The 18,980-nt window shown below is 73.9% G+C and carries 14 protein-coding genes; 6 read left to right on the forward strand and 8 right to left on the reverse strand.

All coding sequences use genetic code 11. The features are described from left to right. Positions 1-201 precede the first annotated feature (201 nt). Both J2S46_RS04470 and J2S46_RS04475 read right to left on the reverse strand, forming a co-directional pair. Entirely contained in the window at positions 202-1,551 is a 1,350-nt protein-coding gene (locus J2S46_RS04470; protein ID WP_191293993.1) for an acyltransferase, read from the reverse strand. Between the two features lie 245 nt (positions 1,552-1,796). Further along, the gene (locus tag J2S46_RS04475) at positions 1,797-2,396 is read right to left on the reverse strand and encodes a winged helix-turn-helix domain-containing protein (RefSeq protein ID WP_191293994.1); all 600 of its coding nucleotides are present in this window, start codon (positions 2,394-2,396) and stop codon (positions 1,797-1,799) included. 72 nt (positions 2,397-2,468) lie between these two features. Here J2S46_RS04475 and J2S46_RS04480 point away from each other — a divergent pair, with 72 nt between their 5' ends. Next, entirely contained in the window at positions 2,469-3,038 is a 570-nt protein-coding gene (locus J2S46_RS04480) for an O-methyltransferase (protein WP_229913316.1), read from the forward strand. 70 nt (positions 3,039-3,108) lie between these two features. On the opposite strand, the gene J2S46_RS04485 is transcribed toward J2S46_RS04480, so the two are convergent. From J2S46_RS04485 to J2S46_RS04500, 4 genes are all read right to left on the reverse strand, one after another. After that, positions 3,109-4,722 carry a CehA/McbA family metallohydrolase gene (locus J2S46_RS04485; RefSeq protein WP_191293996.1) on the reverse strand — a complete coding sequence of 538 codons (1,614 nt, stop codon included), beginning with the start codon at positions 4,720-4,722 and terminating at the stop codon, positions 3,109-3,111. A gap of 152 nt (positions 4,723-4,874) precedes the next feature. Beyond that, entirely contained in the window at positions 4,875-7,661 is a 2,787-nt protein-coding gene (locus tag J2S46_RS04490; RefSeq protein ID WP_191293997.1) for a molybdopterin-dependent oxidoreductase, read from the reverse strand. Continuing rightward, positions 7,658-8,524 carry an FAD binding domain-containing protein gene (locus J2S46_RS04495; protein ID WP_191293998.1) on the reverse strand — a complete coding sequence of 289 codons (867 nt, stop codon included), beginning with the start codon at positions 8,522-8,524 and terminating at the stop codon, positions 7,658-7,660. The genes J2S46_RS04490 and J2S46_RS04495 overlap by 4 nt, the downstream gene beginning before the upstream one ends. Before the next feature lie 371 nt (positions 8,525-8,895). Continuing rightward, entirely contained in the window at positions 8,896-10,335 is a 1,440-nt protein-coding gene (locus J2S46_RS04500; RefSeq protein WP_191293999.1) for a helix-turn-helix domain-containing protein, read from the reverse strand. Between the two features lie 130 nt (positions 10,336-10,465). Here J2S46_RS04500 and J2S46_RS04505 point away from each other — a divergent pair, with 130 nt between their 5' ends. The 3 genes from J2S46_RS04505 (at position 10,466) to J2S46_RS04515 (ending at position 14,992) form a co-directional block, all read left to right on the forward strand. Continuing rightward, the gene (locus J2S46_RS04505; RefSeq protein ID WP_229913317.1) at positions 10,466-11,845 is read left to right on the forward strand and encodes a M64 family metallopeptidase; all 1,380 of its coding nucleotides are present in this window, start codon (positions 10,466-10,468) and stop codon (positions 11,843-11,845) included. 266 nt (positions 11,846-12,111) lie between these two features. Continuing rightward, complete coding sequence (locus tag J2S46_RS04510; protein ID WP_191294000.1) at positions 12,112-12,921, forward strand: hypothetical protein; 810 nt, start codon at positions 12,112-12,114, stop codon at positions 12,919-12,921. A gap of 157 nt (positions 12,922-13,078) precedes the next feature. Then, entirely contained in the window at positions 13,079-14,992 is a 1,914-nt protein-coding gene (locus J2S46_RS04515; protein ID WP_191294001.1) for an OmpL47-type beta-barrel domain-containing protein, read from the forward strand. A gap of 182 nt (positions 14,993-15,174) precedes the next feature. Here J2S46_RS04515 and J2S46_RS04520 read toward each other — a convergent pair whose 3' ends face one another. Continuing rightward, positions 15,175-16,239 (reverse strand): 2-dehydropantoate 2-reductase, encoded by a 1,065-nt coding sequence (locus J2S46_RS04520; RefSeq protein ID WP_229913318.1) that lies wholly within the window; start codon positions 16,237-16,239, stop codon positions 15,175-15,177. Between the two features lie 141 nt (positions 16,240-16,380). Beyond that, entirely contained in the window at positions 16,381-17,190 is an 810-nt protein-coding gene (locus J2S46_RS04525; protein ID WP_191294002.1) for a class II aldolase/adducin family protein, read from the reverse strand. A gap of 211 nt (positions 17,191-17,401) precedes the next feature. On the opposite strand from J2S46_RS04525, the gene J2S46_RS04530 reads away from it, so the two are divergent. Together J2S46_RS04530 and J2S46_RS04535 are read left to right on the forward strand one after the other, a co-directional pair. Continuing rightward, on the forward strand, positions 17,402-18,031 hold the full coding sequence (locus J2S46_RS04530; protein ID WP_191294003.1) for a TetR/AcrR family transcriptional regulator: 630 nt from the start codon (positions 17,402-17,404) through the stop codon (positions 18,029-18,031). A 130-nt stretch (positions 18,032-18,161) separates the two neighbouring features. Next, positions 18,162-18,737 carry a GNAT family N-acetyltransferase gene (locus J2S46_RS04535; RefSeq protein WP_191294004.1) on the forward strand — a complete coding sequence of 192 codons (576 nt, stop codon included), beginning with the start codon at positions 18,162-18,164 and terminating at the stop codon, positions 18,735-18,737. Positions 18,738-18,980 lie beyond the last annotated feature (243 nt).

Below are 18,980 nucleotides of genomic sequence, written 5' to 3' on the forward strand. Positions count from 1 at the left end.
GTCGGGGACCGACCTGTCGAGGACCTCGGAGTCCTCGGGCGGAGGGGCACGGTGATCGGGCGGGCTCGGCCTGGATCCGCAGGTCGTTCGCCGTCGGCAGGATCGACCGGTGCCCCTCCGCCCTTCCGATTCTCCGCCCTCCCGGAGTGCGCGTTCCGGTGAGCGTGCTGCGGTTCCGGCGGAAACCGGGGGTCGACCCTCTCAGAGCACCTTGGGAACGGATGCGGCTGCCGCGGGTAGCACGTCGGCCGGATCGCGGAACCGGTGCAGCACGGTCCGGCCCTCCGCCCCGCGCAGGCGCCCGGCCAGCTTGGCGGGCAGCACGACGGTGAAGAGGTACCCGCTGCCCTCGAAGCCCTCCACCATCCAGGACACCCAGGGCAGCGGGAGGTTGGCCGCCGGGCTGAAGAACACCGGGCGCTGTCCGCCGAACCCGACCTCGTACGCGCCGAACCGGCTCCAGTTGGAGAAGGTGAACCTGCGCCGCTCCGGGTCGAACCCGAGCGGCACGCAGTCGGCGAACCGCGCACGTCCGATCGACTCCAGGAACCGGAGGTTGGAGCGCAGGTTGAGGTGCTCGGCGGTGAACTCCTCCACCGCCGCCCGGAGCGCCTCCGCGAGCGCGACCTTGCCCTCCTTCGGTGCCCAGGGCAGGTGGATCTCGCTCAGCAGGTTGCCCACCAGGCCGGCGGACAGCCCCAGCGGACGCCGGACGTTGACCGGCACGGTCAACCACCTGACCTCCGCGTCGGCGTCCAACTCCCGTACCGAGGAGACCATATGGGCACAGAGCACGTCGCCGGAGGAGAGCCTGCGGCCGGCCTGCGCACTGAGCTCCTGACGCATCCGGTCCACCTCGGCCTGGCCGAAGTACACCTGGACGGTCCGGTTGGCCCGCAGCGCGCCGGCCACCTCCCGGCCCAGCAGCTCGGCCTCCTCCGGGCCGGGCAGGCGGAATCCCGGGCGTCCGCAGTCCTCGGCCGGCAGCACCTCGTCGAGGAAGGCGTCCTGGTCCTGGACGAGTTCGGCCGGCGGGAGTTCCGCGCCCTCGACCGCCGCGGACCAGGTCCGCATCAGCAGCATGAAGGTCTGCACGTCGCCGACCGCGTGGTGCCAGGAGCAGCCCAGCGCGGTGCCCCCGCCCGCCAGACGGCTGATCCGGACGGTGAACAGCGGCAGGCCGCCGGCCCGGCCGGCCGAGGCCTCGACCGGGTCCACCAGCCGCGCGGTGGGCATGGTGACCCGGCCCATCGCCTCGGCGAGCGTCTCGTCCAGGTCGTAACTGTCCACCGGTACACCGGAGTCGTCGCAGACGATCTCCAGGCGGCCGTCGACCGTCCGCAGCCGGCCGCCGAACACCGGCAGCCGCTCCAGGGCGTGGGCCAGCCCGGTGGTGAGGTGGTCCTCGTCCAGCGGCCGTTCGAAGAAGTACACCACCGAGACCGAGAGGTCGGCCAGCATGGTGTCCACCAGCCCGCAGCGCACCACCGTGCCCGGTGCCCGGCCGGCGCGGACGGTACGGGACTCACGCAGCTGCGGCCAGGCGCTCATGGTGCGGGGCTCCACTTCGGGGCAAGGGTGCCCGGCGGCGGCCGGGCCCGGGGTGCGCCAACGGCCGTGCGGTGCCGGTGAGACGGCCGTTCGACGGACCGCCGGGCGGGTGGCTTCCGATCACCTCGAACGATAGGGCAGCGTCACCCACAGGGCCAGTGGTCTAGGCCATTCTCTTGTTCTGTCGGGCGGGGACCCGACGCCGGGCCCGCGGTCCGCCGCGGCGCCGACCGCAGGCCCGGCGCTCAGCGCCCGTCGTCCGGCGGCAGGCTGGGCACGTCGGCGCGGAACAGACTGACCAGCAGCCCGTACGCCTCACCCCGCCCCGGCTCCGAGGGGTGCGGCTCGTCGGCCGTCGCGCGCAGCCGGGCCTCCAGCGCGTGCGCCTCGGCGTCGGTGAGCCAGAGGTGGCGCAGCACGGTGTGCGAGGCCTGGCCGGGGCCGCCCGGCAGCATCTCGCCGAGCGCGGCGTTCACCAGGAACTCCGCGCCGACCTCCGCGTCCCGGTGCAGCCTGAAGCCCCGGCCGACCAGCGCGAAGTACTGCTCGGTGCCGCCGCGCACGTGGCGGGTCTCGGCCAGCCGGAGCAGGCCGGCCTCGCGCAGCACGCGGACGTGGTGGCCGATGGTGCCCTTGCTCATGCCCAGCGCCTCGGCGAGCTGGCGCAGGGTCGCGGGGCGATGGCGCAGCAGGTTGACCACGCGGTGCCGCAGCGGGTGTCCGAGGGCCTTGAACTGTTCGGGTGAGCGCAGCACGAGGTGGCCGTGCTCGTCGTGGAGCCGCGTGTCCGGGTCGGCGCCGCTCTCCTCGGCGGGTGTGCGGTCCGCGGGCCGGTCGTCTGCCATGGACGGAAGTGTCCACGAATCCGAATGCTTTTGACAACCAGTCAGGGCCGGTCCCGGAATCCCCTTCATGAAGTGGCGGCGATTCTCGCCACTTGCCTCGGAGACTTCAAGGAGCAGGTCTCCCCCGACGAGGGCGCGCTGCTCGCCATGCTGACCCGGCTGACCGGCGCCCGCTTCGCGGTCGAGGTCGGGGTCTTCACCGGCTACTCGGCCCTCTGCATCGCCCGCGGCCTGGCCGACGGCGGCCGGCTGCTCGCCTGCGACGTCAGCGAGGAGTGGGCCGCCGTCGGCCGGCCGTACTGGGAGCGTGCGGGCGTCGCCGACCGGATCGACCTGCGGATCGCCCCCGCGCTTGACACGCTGCGCTCGCTCGGCCCCGATCCGGTCGTCGACATCGCGTTCGTCGACGCCGACAAGGAGAACCACCCGGCGTACTACGAGGAGATCGTGCGCCGGCTGCGTCCCGGCGGGCTGGTGGTGCTCGACAACGTATTCCTCGGCGGCCGGGTGCTGGATCCCGCGTACCAGGAGCCGCACCACGTGGCGATGCGCCGGCTGAACGAGCTGATCGCGGCCGACGAGCGGGTGGACGCGGTGATGCTGCCGGTCCGCGACGGGGTGACGGTCGCCCGGCGGCGCTGACCCGGCGCCGGCCCGGCCCGACCCGCCGCGGCCCGCCCCCGGACGCGGGACGGGTGGCCCGGCCGGCGGCTCAACCGTCCCGCGGCGGGGCCCCGAGGAAGACCGGGTTGGTGAGCGCCGCCATCGGGCCCCAGGGCAGTTCGGGGCCCATGCTGTTGCCCCGCCCGGGCGTGCCGTCGGCCCTGGGGTGCCGGACCTCCGCGCGGACGTACCCGGCCAGCGAGGCCGTGGTGCGCCAGACGACCGTGCCCGAGCCGTCGGCCGGCAGCGACTCCTGGTGCAACTGCCCCTCGTCGGTGAGGAATCGCACCGTTCCGCCCGGCACCCCCGACACCGTGAGGCGAACGTCCACCGGTACGTCCGCCGGCACCGCGAGCCGCTCCCCGACGCCCGCCTGCCGGCCGGCCCCGGTCGCGGTGAACTCCAGGCGGACGGCGGCGGATTCGGCGATCCAGCTGCGGCCGGCCCGGATCCCGTCGAGCACGTCGTCCCGGGTCAGATCCTGCGCCAGCACCACGTTGTGCGGGGAGCCGACGACCTGCGGCGCGCTGTGCGCGTCGCTGTTGCCGACGGCCGGCAGCCACGGCCGGCCCTGCCGCAGGGCCTCGGCCAGCGCGGAGTCCCAGCTGTCGACGGCCGACTCGTCGTCGTACGTCCACGGGCCGTTCCAGACTTCGACGGCGTCCGCGTCCTGGTAGCCGAACTTCCACTGGCAGCCCACGTACGGGCAGTACGGGTGCGCCGGCACCACCAGGCCGCCGTCCCGCCTGACCTGCCGGGCGAGCCGCGGGAAGGCCTCGTCGCGGGCCCGGTAGCGCCAGTCCACGAAGCGGCCGGCCGGCAGGCCCAGCGCCAGCCAGTGCCCGTTGCGGGTGGTGACCTCCTCGCCCGTGATCACCAACAGGTCGGGGCCGGCCAGCGGCCCCCAGCTGCCGTGCGCGGAGGGCGTGTTGTGGTCCGTCGAGACGATGAAGTCCAGCCCGGCCGCGCGCGCGGCGGCCGCCACCTCGGCGGGCTGCCGCCGTCCGTCGGAGTGCACCGTGTGCAGGTGGCAGTCACCCCGGTACCAGGCGCGGCCGCGGCCGCGGGCCCGCTCCGGCGGATAGGCCGGCTTGAACTCCGGCCCCGGCTCGCCGAACCGCAGGGTCACCTCGACCCGGTACTCCAGCCCCTGCGGCGCCACCTGGTACGGGCCGAGCACGACGTGCCAGCGCCCCGGCCGCACCGGGCCCGGCAGGTAGCCGGGGGTGGCCTCGGTGCGGCTGATCGCGAAGGACGTCCGGAACCCGCCGGACCACCCCCGGAACCCCTGGCCGCCGAGTCCGGTGCCGCGCTCGTCGAAGATCCCGATGTCGCAGGAGTTCCCGGGCGTCCCGGCCGGGACGGGCGGCCGGTCGTAGGAGTACGCGACGGCGATCTCCCGCACCCGGGCCGGGACGTCGAGGGGCAGGTACACGAAGTCCGGGGCGCCGGTCTCCAGCCGGCCGGTCAGCACGACGGTCGATTCGCCGCCGGGCGGCCCCTCGCCCACCGGCGGGGCACCGCCCGGCTCCGCCGCGGCCCCGCCGGCGTTCACTCCCGCGGCCAGGGTGACCGCGCCGGCCAGCGCACCCGCCCGGAGCAGGGCCCGGCGGTCGATCGCCGGCCCGTCCCCGGATCCGTCCCGTACCCGTTCGTTCGTCATGGCGGCCCTCCCGGTCGTCCCCCTCCGCCTACCCCGGCCGGTGAACCCCGGGCGAGGCACGGCAGGCAGGCATCGGTCGATCGGGTGACCAAGGGCCCCCACCGGGACGGAGCGCAGGAGTCGGGTGGCGGCGTTCCGGTCCCCGGCCGGGGTCAGCCCCTCGCCACCGGGCGGCCCGTCCGGGCCTCCTCCATGGCCAGCCAGACCTTGTCGCGCAGGAACGGCGCGTCGGTGAAGCGGATGCCGGTGGCGTCCCGCAGGGCGTTGGCGAAGGCCGGCGGGACGGGGTTGAACGGGCTCTCGCTCATCGACTTGGCGCCCAGCGGGCCGATGGCGTCGGAGGTCTCGCTGAAGTGCACCTCGGTTCGCGGCACGTCGGCGAAGGCCGGCAGGCGGTAGCGGCGGAAGGCGGCGGTGGTGACCCGGCCGTCCTCGTCCACCAGGACCTGCTCGAAGAGGGTCGCGCCGAGCGCCTGCGCGACGCCGCCTTCGACCTGGCCTCGGCACTGCATCGGGTTCATCACCTTGCCCGCGTCGGCGCCGTGCACGCTGCGCAGGATCCTGATCTCGCCGGTGTCCGGGTCGACCGCGATCCGGAACCACTGGGAGTTGAAGGCGATGGAGCGGGGCGAGCCGCCGAAGTACCCGTCCGCCTTCAGTTCGACGCCCTTGACGCGCGCGGCCTCGAAGATCTCCTTCAGCGACACCGGTCGCCCTTCGCACTGCACCGAGTCGGCGGTGAGCCGCAGCAGGCTGCGCGGGGTGCGGGCGTACTCGCTCGTGAAGGAGAGGAGTTGCTCGGCGAGGGCGTTGGCGGCCTTCATCACCGCCTTGCCCGCCACCACCGTGCCGGCCGAGCCGAACGCGCCGGTGTCGTGCTTGACCACGTCGGTGTCGGACTGCCGGATGCGGATCCGGTCCACGGTGGTGCCGAGCGCGCCCGCGGTGATCTGCTTGTGCACGGTGGTGGTGCCGTTGCCGAACTCCGCGGTGCCCACCGCGATGTCGTAGGTGCCGTCCTCCAGCAGCTTCACCGTGGCATCGGCGATGTGGCCGCCGGGCGGGCCGCAGGCGATCGCCGACATCGCGAAGCCCTGACCCACCAGCCACCCCTCGGGGGCGAGTTCGGCACTGGTGTCGTCGGCGAGCGCGTCCCGGACGACCTGGAGGCACTGGTCGAGGCCGTAGCTGGCGATGTGCAGGTCCTCCTCCTCGCCGAGCGGGCCCTCCATGTGCTCGCCGGGGCCGATGACGTTCTTCTCGCGCAGCACCAGCGGGTCGATCCCCAGCCGCCGGGCGAGTTCGTCCATCGCCGACTCCAGGGCGAAGGTGACCTGGCCCAGGCCGTACCCGCGGAAGGCGCCGGCGGGCACGCCGTTGGTGTACACGGAGTACGCGTTGACCTTCTTGTTGGGCGCCCGGTAGACGCCCATCGACTCGCCCACGCTGTGGAACATCACCGCGGGGCCGTGGTTGCCGTACGCCCCGGTGTTGGCGACCACCCGGAACTGGATCGCCGTCAGGGTGCCGTCGCTCCTGGCGCCGAGCTTCACCGTGACCTTGAACGGGTGCCGGGTGGTGGCGCCGTAGAACTGCTCGGGGCGGGTGAACTCCAGCTTCACCGGGCGGTGCAGCTTCATCGCGGCGAGCACCGCGATGTCCTCGGTGAGCATCTCCTGCTTGCCGCCGAAGCCGCCGCCGACCCGGCCGGCGACCACCCTGACCTTCTCCATCGGCAGGTCGTACAGGTCGCAGAGGGCGCGCCGGGTCAGGAACGGCACCTGGGTGCTGGAGCGGACCACGATCCGCTCCTCGGCCGGCTCGCCGCCGTCCTCGCCGCCTCCGTTGCCGGGGCCCTTCTCGAACCGGACCACGCACCCGTGGGTCTCCAGGCTGGCATGCTGCACCCGCTGCGTCCGGAAGGTCTCCTCGTAGACCACGTCGGCCTCGGCGAAGCCCTGCTCGACGCTGCCCGTCTCGCCGTGCACCTCGCCGCAGACGTTGTCCTGGGCCCGGTGGATCCGGGATTGGGGGCCCTTCGGGTGGATCACCGGCGCGCCCGGGAGCATCGCCTCCTCCGGGTCGATGACGAACGGGAGCACCTCGTAGTCGACGACGATCCGGCGGCAGCCCTCCTCGGCGGCGCCTTCGGTGTCGGCGACCACGGCCGCGACCCGCTGCCCGGCGAACCGGACCACGTCGTCCAGCACGCGGGTGTCGTCCGGGTCCTCGGTGGGGTGCTCGTGGCGGGCGGAGGAGTAGAGCTTGTCGGGGGCGTCGTGGTGGGTGAGGACGGCGTGCACGCCGGGCACCCGCAGCGCGGCCGTGGTGTCGATCGAGCGGATCCGGGCGTGCGGGTGCGGGGAGCGCAGCAGCTTCATGTGCAGCAGGCCCTCCACCTCGACGTCGAAGGTGTAGCGGGCGGTGCCGGTGACCACCTGCGGGCCGGCCGGCGCGCCGAGGCTGCGGCCGACCGCCTGGCCGGCGCACGGCTCCTCGGCGTGCTTGACGCCCCGGACGGCGTCCTCGATCGCCCGGTAGCCGGTGCAGCGGCACAGATTGCCCTTGAGCGACCGCGGCAGGTCGGTGAGCTGCTCCTCGTCCAGGGCCGAGGTGGTCATCAGGAAGCCGGCCGTGCAGAAGCCGCACTGGAAGCCCTGGGCGTCCAGGAACCGCTGCTGCATCGGGTGCAGTTCGCCGCCCTCCCTGGCCAGGCCCTCGACGGTGGTCACCGCGCGGCCCTCGGCGCGGACCGCCGGGAAGATGCAGCTGTGCACCGGCCGGCCGTCGACCTGCACCGTGCAGGCGCCGCAGTCGCCGGCGTCGCAACCCTTCTTGACGCCGAACCAGCCGCGGTCGCGCAGATAGGTGCGCAGGCACTGGCCCGGGCGCGGCTCCTCCTCGAACGGCTGGTTGTTGACACGGATCGAGAAGCTCATCGTCCGGCCTCTTCCCTGTTCTCGCACTCGGTCAGTTCGCGGCGGATCTCCTCGGCGAACCGGAAGGTCATGTGCCGACGCCAGGCGGGCAGCCCGTGGATGTCGTCGAAGTACTCGTCGGGGCGGATCGCGTACTCGACGGCCTCGCGCACCGCCTCGGCGTTGGGCGCCAGCGGGAACCGCAGCTGCACCGGCCGCACGCTGGAGGCGGTGACGGTGAGCGTGAAGGTGCCGCGTGGGGGCACCTCCCGGCCGAAGGCCGGGGGACGGTCGAGGGTGCCGATCAGCAGCGCGGCCGAACGGCCCAGTCCGTACAGCGAGGCCTGCCGGAACGCCGTCCGGCAGGCCAACGCGCGGGCCGGCAGGGTGACCGAGCGCAGCAGCTCGCCCGGTTTCAGCACGTTGCGCCCGGCGCCCACGACGAAGTCGGCGACCGGCACCCGGCGCAGCGCCCCGGTCTGGGCGCGCAGCAGGGCGACGCCGTCCAGCCCGGCGGCCAGCGAGATCATCGGGCCGGCGGGCAGCGAGTTGCACAGGTTCCCGCCGAAGGTGGCCATGTTCCAGATCTTCCAGGAGGCCAGGAAGGCCCGGCAGCACTGTTCGAACAGCGGCCGCGCGGTCCAGGACGCGTTGCGGGCGAACCGCGACAGCTGGGCGATGGTGCAGGTCGCGGCGATCTCCAGGTCCCCCTCGGGGGTGATCTGCAGCGGCTCCCAGCCGGTGCGACTGAGGTCGATCAGCCGGCGCAGGTGCGGCTGCGGCTCGGAGAACAGGTAGGTGCCGCCGCCCAGCCAGGCGTCACCGGGTCGCCACGCGCCGCCGCCGCGGGCGTCGCGCACCTCCAGCACCGTGTTCAGATCCACGTTGTCCCACCGTCCTCAGCAGCTCCGTCGCAGCCCGTTACGGCGATTGAAGCAACGCCCGGCGGCAGGGACGAGTGGTGTCGAGCACCAGTGATCCACCGCCCGGCTGGAGGATCGACCAGCGGCGGCCGTCCGCGGGCGGCCTCGTATCTGCGATCCTTGCTCTCGCACGAGCCTTGCTCGTGCGAGGCTTTTGGCGGGCAGCGCCTGGCGTGCGGCATCGGGCGGTACGACGAGGACGAGTACGGCACCGGCGGGTGCGGCACGCCGCCGGGCCCGGTGGCGGACCCTCCGGACTACGCCCGGGCACCGGCGTCCGCGGCGTTCGGGCGGCCGCCGGTCACCGGGGGCCGGGACGCCGTCACGGAGTGCTACGGGCGCCCGGCCGCCCGGGAACCGCCGGCCCCGAGGGGAGGGGCCGCGGGCGCGGGCCCGAGCGTGGTGGTGCCGGGGGCCGCGCGGTGCCCGAGGCCGGTCCGGTAGACGTCCAGCGCCGCCTCGACCCGGCCGGTACGGCGCAGCAGGTCGCCCAGCAGCCGGCAGAGGTCGGCCAGGTCGCCGGCGGCTCCGGCGCGCTCCAGCAGCGACAGCGCGTTGACGTAGTGCTCCTCGGCGGCCTCGGCGTCGCCGCGGTCCTCGGCGATCAGCCCGAGCAGGCGGTGCGCGCCGGCGGCGTGCACGGCGCCGCGCTCCGGGCCGATCCGGCCCAGCAGGCTGCCGAGCAGCTCGGCGGCCTCGGCGGTACGGCCCCGGCGGCGGAGCACGTCCGCCAGCTCGACCTCGACCTGGTCGGTGAAGAGGGCTGCCTTGCGGGAGGCCAGCATCGCCCGGGCGGTGCGCAGTTCGCTCTCGGCCCGGTCCAGCTCGCCGGCCTGCGCGTGGACGTATCCGCGCATCCAGTGGCACTTGGCGAGGTCGGCGCTGAGCCGCAGCCCCTGGTAGAGCTCCTGGGCCTTGGCCAGCGAGGCGTCGGCCTCGGCGGTGCGGCCCTCGGCGATCAGGGTCCGGGCGACACTGCGGTGCATCCCGGCGACCAGTGCGGGGTCCGTGGCGCCGGGCGCCAGGGCGAGGGCCAGTTCGGCGGCCTGGGCGGCGCGGGCGTGCGCGCCCATGTCCATGTAGGGCCCGATGGCGGCCGAGTAGAGCAGCAGCAGGGCGTCCGGGTCGTGCAGGCCGCTCTCGTTGAGCCGGTCGATCGCCGTTTCCAGCAGGTAGCAGGCGTAGCGGAGTTCACCGGCGAGCAGGTGGACCACGGCCCGGCCGCGGACGGCGGCCGCCCGTCGCGGCAGCGGTTCGCCGGCCTGCAGCCGCTCGGCCTCCTCGAAGTGCGCGCGGGCCCGGTCGAGGTGCCCGCTCTCCAGGGCGCACTCCCCCAGGCCGAGCAGGGCGGCGGGCTGGACGGCCGTCAGGCCGTGCCGGCGGGCGCGGTCCAGGCAGTCGGTGAAGCGTTCGGCCGCGTCGGCGGTGTCGCCGGCCGCGAGGGCGCCGTGCGCCTCGGTGAGGGCGAGGCGCAGGTCGGTGGCCAGGTGGGCGGGGCGGCCGGTGGCGAGTTCGTCGTAGGTGACGCCGAGCCGTTCGGCGAGGTGCCGCAGCGCCGGCTCGGACGGCTTGACCCGGCCCGCCTCCAGGGTGGAGACGTAGGCGGCGGTGTACGCGGGTTCGGCCAGTTTCCGCTGGGTGAGCCCCCGTTCTCGACGCAACCGGAGGACCCGGGCCCCGATGGCGGCCGCATCCCGCCGGTCCGCCGGGGCCTGCTCCTCCGCCGCGGCCGCGGCCGCTCCGGCACCGTCCGTCCCGGTCCGCTGGGTCATGGCCGCCTCCTTCGTCGTTCGCTCGCATTCTTCCCCGCACCGTTGCCCGACGCGTAGGGGTGCCCTACATTAACTCCGCGCTTAAGTCTGATTAAGCGTCAAGTTAACACCCAGCCAGGAGGTAGCTCCAGTGCGCAGAGCCCCTTTCACCGCCATGGCCTTGGCCGGCCTGACCGCCCTGGCGGTCCTCGGTCCGGCCGGCGCGCCGGGCGCCGCGGCCGCCCCCGCCGGTGCGGTCCCGTCCACCACCGGCACCACCACCGCTGACGCCCCGCCGGCATCCGGACCCGCCCACCAGGTCGAGGTCTTCGGCGAGGACGGCAGCATCGGCCGCGCCCGGGTGCCGGCCGCCTCCCCGTTCGCGGCCGGCCGGCCCGACCCCCGAACACGGGGCCTGGGCGCACCCGGGGGCGCCGCCGCCGAGGACGGCGCCGTGACCGCGATCGTGCAGAACGGCGGCACCGACGCCAAGCTCGACGTCGTGATCGTCGGCGACGGCTACACCGCCGCCGAGCAGGACAGGTTCCGCGCCGACGCGGCCGCCAAGTGGCAGGAGATCACCGCGGTCGAGCCGTACGCGACGTACCGCGCGCTGTTCAACGTCTGGGCCGTGGACGCCGTCTCGGCCGAGTCGGGCGTCTCGGGCGACCCCGACCGGGCCACCGTCCGCAGCACCGCCCTCGGCTCCTGGTTCTGGTGCGAGGAGGTGGAGCGCCTGCTGTGCGTGGACACCGACGCCGTCGAGCGGTACGCGGCCAAGGCGCCGCAGGCCGACCTCGTCGTCGTCGTGGCCAACAGCGCCAAGTACGGCGGCGCGGGCTACAACGACGTGGTGTCGCCGCTCGGGTACTCGGGCATAGCCACGGTGGCCGGTGGCAACGCCAAGTCCGGTCAGATCGCGGTGCACGAGACCGGCCACTCGCTCGGCAAGCTCGCGGACGAGTACTCCTACGAGGACGGCGGCGCCTACCAGGGCGACGAACCCCCGGAGGCCAACCTCACCGAGCTGACGGCGTCCCAGCTGCGGCGCACCCACAGCAAGTGGTACCGCTGGCTGGGCCGCACCTCGCCGGACGGCGGCGCCGTCGGCACCTACGAGGGCGGCGGCTACCACCCGCTCGGGCTGTACCGGCCGACCGAGAACTCGATCATGCGGTCGCTGGGGCGGGAGTTCAACCTGCCCGGCCGCGAGGCCATGATCGGCGGCTTCTACCGGTACGCCTCGGTACTGGCCAGTGCCACCCCCGCCGACGCCGTCCTCGGCCGCACCGACCAGGTCACGGTCGGCCTGGCCACCCCCGCCACCCGGCTGCGCTGGTTCGTCGACGGCCGGGAGGTCCGCTCGCTGAGCGGCCGCACCACCGTCCAGGTCGCCTCCCTGGGCCTCGCCGGACCCAAGGGCCTGCGGCACCGCCTCACCGCGGTGGCGACCGACCCGACCCCGGACGTGCTCGACCCCGAGCTGCGCGACTCGCTGACCGACTCGCTGTCCTGGCAGGTCACCCGCTGAGCCGCCGGGCCCGGCGCCCACCGGGGCGACGGGCCCGCTCGCGGTACGGACGGCGGGCCGGTACGGGCGCCGGGCGGGCACGGACAGCGGGCAGGCACGGACAGCGGGCGGGCACGGACAGCGGGCAGGTACGGGCGGGCGCCGGGGAACGCGCCCGAAGTCAGCGCCTACCGGACCGGCCGCCCCCGCCGGGCGGAGAATGGACCGGCCGGCCGTCGTACCGCAGGCCACCACCCCTTCTCACCCGGCCGGCCCGGGAGGAACCCTTGCGCATCACCGACGCCCGTACCGGCCGCGGCACCGAGATCCGCCCCCGCCGCGCCGGACTGCTCCGGGTCCGCACGCTGGTCGGCGGGCCCGGCCGCCCGTTCGACCTCTCCGACCTGCGCGCCCTGCTGGTCACCGACCTGCTGCTGCGCACGGGCGAGATCCGCCACCTCCAGGTCACGACCTCCCTCGGCCACCCGGCCACCGACCCGCAGGAGGTCAAGCTGCTCCAGCGGGACGCGGGCCTGCTGGGCATCCACCCGCCGGCCGACGACGAGAGCGGCGCGGCCGACCTGGAGGTACGGGCCCACCGAGCGGGGCCGGCCGCGCCACCGGCCGCCCCGGAGCACGCCCCGGAGGCCGGCGAGCCACCGCCGTGCATCGAGGTCGGGCCGGTGACGGCGCCCTTCCCCCCGGACACGTCCGGCTTGCCGAGTCCGCTGGCCGCCCTGTCCCCGGCCGGCCCCGAACCCCTGGCTGTCCGCCTCGCCCTGTTCGGCACGCCCCACCACGCGCCCGTCGAACTCACCGCCGAGTCGCTCGCCGAGGCCCAGGCCACTTTGCAGCGCTGGCGCCGGGTGGTCACCGAGGCGGCCCGGACGGTCTCCAGGCCGCCGTTCGCCGACGCCGTGCAGCGCGCCTTCGACGGCTTCGCGGACGACCTGGACCCCGCGCCGGCCCTGCGGCTGCTGGACGAACTGAGCACCCGTCCGGAACTCCCGACGGGCGCCGTGTTCGAGACCTTCGTCCGGGTGGACCAGGTGCTCGCCCTGGAGCTGAGCCGCGACGTCGGCTGGTCACCCCGGTAGCGGGCCCGCGCGAGCACTCCGCGGCAGGCCCTCGGGTGAAGCGACCGGCCGGCGGGGCGACCGCCCGGCGGGGCCGCCGTCCGGTGAAGCGTCCGTAGGAGTGAGAACATGTCGCGTCGTGACAGGATGTGGTCAAGTAACGACCTAGCGTGACAGCATGAATGTACATCGCGCTCTCGGCGCCGCGGGCGGGCCGGGCATCTTCGAGATGCCCCGGCGCAGCAGGTTCGCAGCGCTCTTCGTGCTGACCCTGGCCCTGCTCACCTTCATCGCGGCGATCACGCCCGCCGCGGCCGCGCGCCGGGCGGGCGGAACCGTGACCGTGTTCTTCGACAACAAGAGCGACCGCGACGTGACGGCCGCCAGCGCCAACCAGCCCGAAGGCTGCGTGATCCCCTTCGTGCCGTCCGTCATCCCCGCGGGCTCCTCGGCGAGCTGGACCGTCGCGCCCTGCGACTCCGGGTACGGCGCCAAAGCGACCGTCAACCTCTTCGTCCAGGGCGAGGGCAACGCGACGCTCCAGGTGGGCTGGGACGTCCCGATCACCGGCCAGAACACCTTCACCGAGTCGGCTCCCACCGGCTACGTGATCAGCCACACCGGTGGCACCGACCCGCAGACCCCGGTCCGGTTCGCCTTCGACTGCAACTCCAAGACCTGCGACGGCATCCCCGACGCGTGGAAGCTCAACGGCGTCACCCTCAACCCGGGTGACGGGAGCCCCGCGAAGTTCATCGACCTGAAGAAGATGGGCGCCGACGTCAACAAGCCGGACGTCTTCATCCAGCTGGACTGGATGGCCGACACCGCCCACAGCCACGCGATCGACCCCGCCGCGATCAAGCAGGTCGTGGACGCCTTCAAGAACTCGCCGTACAGCAAGCGCCAGACGGGCACCGGCATCAATCTGCACATCGACGCCGGGCCCGACAGCATCATGGACTTCGCTACGAACACCACCTGGGGCACCCTCAGCCAGGCGAAGAAGCTCACCGAGACGACCAACCTGGGCACCAAGGTCGACGGCATGTACCAGTGGGACGCCTTCACCGCGCTGAAGAACGCCGTGGGCGGGTTCCGCAGCACCGCGCGGGCGCCGATCTTCCACTATGCGATCTCGGCTCACAAGCTGGAGGTGGGCACCAACTCCAGCGGCATCTCCGCCGGCACCCCCGGCAGCGACTTCATCGTCAGCCTGGGCGGCTTCACCAACCAGGTCGGCACGGTCAGCGAGCAGGCCGGCACCCTGATGCACGAGCTGGGCCACAACCTCGGCCTGCGGCACAGCGGCGACTCCGACCTGCCCAACCACGAGCCGCAGTACTTCAGCGTGATGAACTACACCTACCAGTTCGGCCTGGCCAGCGGAACCACCACCGGCCTGGTCGACTACTCCCGCCAGAACCTCTCGCTGAACGAGACCACCCTCTTCGAGAACACCTACCCGCCGACCACGCCGCGCTACGACGTCAGCCACTACTGCCCCGGCGTGGACGGGACGGTCGGCAAGTTCGTGACGGTGCCGTCCACCAGGACCTCGGTCGACTGGGACTGCAACGGCCGGATCGCCACCGAGGCGGTCAGCGTCGACGTCAACGGCGACACCCAGAAGACCTCGCTGGCCGGGCACGACGACTGGAGCGCCCTGCAGCTGCGCGGCGGCTCGGTCGGCCACCAGGGCGCGACCGGCGGCGTCTCCGCGCCCACCCTCGACAACGAGGCCACCCCGGAGGACGAGGCCATGGACCTCCCGGTGGACACCACTGTCCCGGTGACCACCGCCGCGGTCCGCCCGGTGCAGGTCCACCACAAGGGCGGTGACCACCAGGACGAGGCCGTCGTCACGCTCACCGCCACGGACGACATCTCCGGCGTCGCCCTGACCGAGTACAACCTCGACGGCGCCGGCTGGACGACCTACACCGGCCCTGTCACGGTGCGCGGCCAGGGCCGGCACGAGTTGCTCTTCCGCTCGGTCGACCGCGCGCAGAACCAGGAGGCGGACCAGCTCCTGGTCCTGCCGATCGACTGCGACCCCGAGTGGAAGCAGGAGCCGGCCGCCGCGAGCTGACCCCGCGCCACCCGGCCGTCCACGGCCCCACTCGGCCACCCCTCACCTGTCCACCGCCCCCGGGCCGGCTCCTCGGCCCGGGGGCCCGCCCGTCAGGGCCCGCCCGTCCGGGCCCTCATGAGGGCCCGCTCATGAGGGCCCGGACACCGGCACAGCCCGGACGCCGGCACGGCGCTGCGGCGCTACCCGACGGCCCCGGCGAGTTCGGCCAGCAGGTCCGGCCCGCTCCACCGCCGTGCCGTGCCGGGGGCGGCCCGCTCCGCCTCCCGGACCAGCTCCACCAGCCGGGCGTTGGCCGGGGCCGCCAGGCCGGACTCCCCGGCCAGGGTGACGATCTCGCCCTGCAGGCTGCCGATCTCGGTGGTGCGACCGCGCTGCAGGTCCTCCCACATCGAGGAGCGGGCCTGGCCGTCGATCCGCAGCGAGGCCCCGGCCAGCCGGCGGAACAGTGCGTCGGGCAGCCCCAGTACGGCCGGCGTCCAGCCCGGGGGCACCGGTCCCAACCGGGCCGGACGGAGGCCGGCGGCCCGGAAGGCCGCGAGCGCCTCCCGCTGGCACCGGGCGAGGCAGGCACGGTAGGCGCGGCCGCCGAGCTGTTCGCGCAGCGGCAGGCCGGAGAGCGCGTTCACCGCGTTGTTGAGGTTCATCAGCAGCTTCGCCGCCTGCACCGCCGCCATGTCCCGGCGCAGCGCCAGCCGTAGCCCGGCCGCGGCGGCCGCGGCCGCCAGCGCGTCACCGTCCGAACCGCCCCCGGCCGCCGGGCCGCCCGCGTCCAGCATCACCTGCCCGGCGCTGCCCTGGTGGAAGGCGGCCGGGCCGGTGCGCACCACGTTGTACGGGACCATGCCGGCCAGCACACGGCGGCCCGGGAGACCGGCGCGCAGCACCCGGGGGTTGTGCAGCCCGTTCTGGAAACTGGCCACCACCGTGCCGGGGGCGAGGTGACCGGCCAGGTCGCGGGCGGCGGCGGCCGTGTCGTCGCTCTTGACCGTCACCAGCACCCAGTCGGCGCCGGCGGCCGCCGCCGCGTCGGTGGCGAGGGTCAGGTCACGGATCTCGCGACGGGCCTCGGCGGGCCCCGTCAATGTCAGGCCCAGCCGCTCGATCTCGTCCATCGCGGCCGGTCGCCCGATCAGCGTGACGTCGGCGACCGCGGCGAGCGTGCCGCCGAGGTGGCAGCCGATGCTGCCGGCGCCGAGCACGGCGATCCGCAGGCGCGGCGGGGAGGGGGCGGTGTCGGTGGGCACGAGCGGTTCCTCCGGACGGTGGCGGGTGTGGCGGGGGCGGCAGAGCCGGGGCGGGCGCGCCGGCCTCCTACGGTGGGACGGGCCGAGGCGGTGGGCGGGCCGAGACGGCGGGGCGCGGCCGAGGCGGTGGGGGCGCGGCCGTCAGTCGAAGAGGTCCGGGTCGGAGGCGGTGATCTGGTCCCAGAGCGGCCGGGCCTGGAACCAGCCCGCGAGATGCGAGCCGATCTGGGCCCGGGTGGTCAGCGCGGTCTCCCGGTCGATCAGCCGGGGCGTGCCGGCGGCCATCGCGAGCAGCTGGGCCTGGCAGGACCGCTCCATGGTGATGAACCACCAGACGGCCTCCGCCACCGACCGGCCGACGGTGAGCAGACCGTGGTTCTGCAGGATCACGGCCTTGTGGCCACCGAGCGCGACGCCGATCCGCTTGCCCTCCTCGACCTCGTTCACCACGCCCCGGTAGTCGGTGTAGAGGCCGTGGTCCTCGAAGAAGGCGCAGGCGTCCTGGGTGATCGGGTCGAGCGGGACGCCGAGGCTGGAGAAGGCCTTCCCGTACAGCGAGTGGGAGTGCGCGGCGGCGATCGCGTCGGGGCGGGCGGCGTGCACCTGGGAGTGGATGACGAAGGCGGCGCGGTTCACCGGACGGCTGCCGTGCAGGAGGGTGCCCTCGTGGTCGACCAGGACCAGGTCGGAGGCCTTGATCTGCTGGAAGCTCATCCCGAAGGGATTCACCCAGAACGACTGCGGGTTCTCCGGGTCGCGCACGGTGATGTGTCCGGCCACCCCCTCGGAGAACCCGAAGCGGCCGAACAGCCGGAATCCGGCCGCGAGTTGTTCCTTGCGGTACTGGCGTTCGTCCACCACCGAGTCGAAGGTCGGCGGCATCGGCAGGCTGACCCCCTCCGGAACGGGTCCGACGACGGCGGCCAGGGCGGACGGCAACGCGGTGCTCATGACAGCTCCAGGGGTCAGCGACGGTGCGGACAGCACGAAAGATACAGCGATGTATCGGATACGCCAATGCATCCGCGCCCTCGGTCCGGGCGGTATCGTGACGGACGGACGCCGTCGCACCGCAACCGCGACGCGCCCGCCGTCGCACAGCACCGCACAGCACCGCGCAACACTGCGCAACACCACGCAGTACCGCCGGGAGAGGGAGCCCATGCCCAGGGGAGTGACCAAGCGCCGCCCGCGCACCCGCGCCGCCCTGCTGGCGGCCGCACTGGAGGTCTTCGCCGAGTACGGCTTCCACGCGGCCCCGATCGAGCAGATCTGCGAGCGGGCCGGCTTCACCCGGGGCGCCTTCTACTCGAACTTCAGCAGCAAGGAGGAGCTCTTCCTCGCGCTGTTCGACGAGCACAGCGAACGTGTCGTCGCCCGGATCACCACCCTGGTCGACTCGATCGCCACCGAGAACCTCACGCTGCAGGGCCTGGTGGAGGTCCTCGCCGACATCGAGCCGGCCGAACGTGACTGGTACCTCGTCACCACCGAGTTCACCCTGTACGCCATCCGCGACCCGCAGGCCGGCTGGGCCCTCGCCCAGCACGACGCCCGGCTGCGCGCGGAGATCGCCCGCTGCCTCACCGAGCACCTGGCGCGGGCCGGCCGCACCCTCACCGTGGACGCCGACGAACTCGCCCGGCTCCTGATCGCGATCCGCGAGGGCGGGCTGGCGCAGAGCTACGTGGAGCCGGAGCAGCTCCCGCCCGGTCAGCTCGAACGCCACTTCCTCGTCCCCCTGTTGACCGCTCTCACCCGCGAACGGACGGACCGGCCCGACCCGGCCTGACGGCCGTCCCCGATCGTCCCCGGAGCCGGCCGGGGACGGCCGTTCCGAACGACCGGGGGTTGGGCCCCGGGGCGGCCGGGACACCGAAATCCCGTTGCCGACAGGTGTGACTGCCCACGATCCTCTTGGCATGAACCTCCCGCAGCCGGTGATCGAACTGGACGAACTGACCCTGCGCCGCTTCGACGGCGAGGCAGACCTTCCGGAGCTCTTCCAGGTGATCGAGGAGTCACTGGAGCACCTGCGCCCGTGGATGCCCTGGATCGCCGAGCACAGCCGGGCCAGCACGGCCGAGTTCCTGGCGCGGCGCGCGGAACGCTGGGCGAGCGGCCAGGACTACACCTACGCGATCGTGCTGGACGGCGCGATCGTCGGCGCCTGCGGGCTGTTCCGGCGCGACGACACCCCGGAGACGGGCCGCGAGATCGGCTACTGGCTGCACCCCGCCGCCACCGGCCGTGGTGCGGCCACCCGGGCCACCCGCGCCCTGGTCGAACAGGCCTTCCGGTTGCCCGGCGTCGACTACGTGGAGGTCGTGCACGACACGGGCAACCACGCCAGCGGCGCCGTCCCGGCCCGGCTCGGCTTCACCGAACACCTCCGGCGCCCCGCCGAGCGCCTCGCCCCGGCCGACACCGGCGAGGACCGGATCTGGCGGATCACCCGCGATCAGGCGAAGGCCCGGGCGGCCACCGAGGCCGGTTGACGGGCCGGGGGCGGAGTCGCATGAAGACCGGTCGGTCCATTCACGCCCGAGGCAGCCGAATATGACGACCAGTCGGTCCATTCACACTTGCGGCAAGCGAATATGACGACCGGTCGGTCCGTACATACCGGAGTCAGCCGAATATGACGACCGGTCGGTCGATTCACACTTGTGGCAAGCGAATATGACGACCGGTCGGTCCGTACATGCCGGAGTCAGCCGAATATGACGACCGGCCGGTCT

Source organism: Kitasatospora herbaricolor (assembly GCF_030813695.1).
GTDB classification, from domain to species: Bacteria; Actinomycetota; Actinomycetes; order Streptomycetales; family Streptomycetaceae; genus Kitasatospora; species Kitasatospora herbaricolor.

Coding starts and splice junctions, on each gene's coding strand:
- J2S46_RS04470 (WP_191293993.1), bottom strand. CDS start 1,551: ATGAGCGCCTGGCCGCAGCTGCGTGAGTCCCGTACCGTCCGCGCCGGC.
- J2S46_RS04475 (WP_191293994.1), bottom strand. CDS start 2,396: ATGGCAGACGACCGGCCCGCGGACCGCACACCCGCCGAGGAGAGCGGC.
- J2S46_RS04485 (WP_191293996.1), bottom strand. CDS start 4,722: ATGACGAACGAACGGGTACGGGACGGATCCGGGGACGGGCCGGCGATC.
- J2S46_RS04490 (WP_191293997.1), bottom strand. CDS start 7,661: ATGAGCTTCTCGATCCGTGTCAACAACCAGCCGTTCGAGGAGGAGCCG.
- J2S46_RS04500 (WP_191293999.1), bottom strand. CDS start 10,335: ATGACCCAGCGGACCGGGACGGACGGTGCCGGAGCGGCCGCGGCCGCG.
- J2S46_RS04515 (WP_191294001.1), top strand. CDS start 13,079: ATGAATGTACATCGCGCTCTCGGCGCCGCGGGCGGGCCGGGCATCTTC.
- J2S46_RS04525 (WP_191294002.1), bottom strand. CDS start 17,190: ATGAGCACCGCGTTGCCGTCCGCCCTGGCCGCCGTCGTCGGACCCGTT.
- J2S46_RS04530 (WP_191294003.1), top strand. CDS start 17,402: ATGCCCAGGGGAGTGACCAAGCGCCGCCCGCGCACCCGCGCCGCCCTG.
- J2S46_RS04535 (WP_191294004.1), top strand. CDS start 18,162: ATGAACCTCCCGCAGCCGGTGATCGAACTGGACGAACTGACCCTGCGC.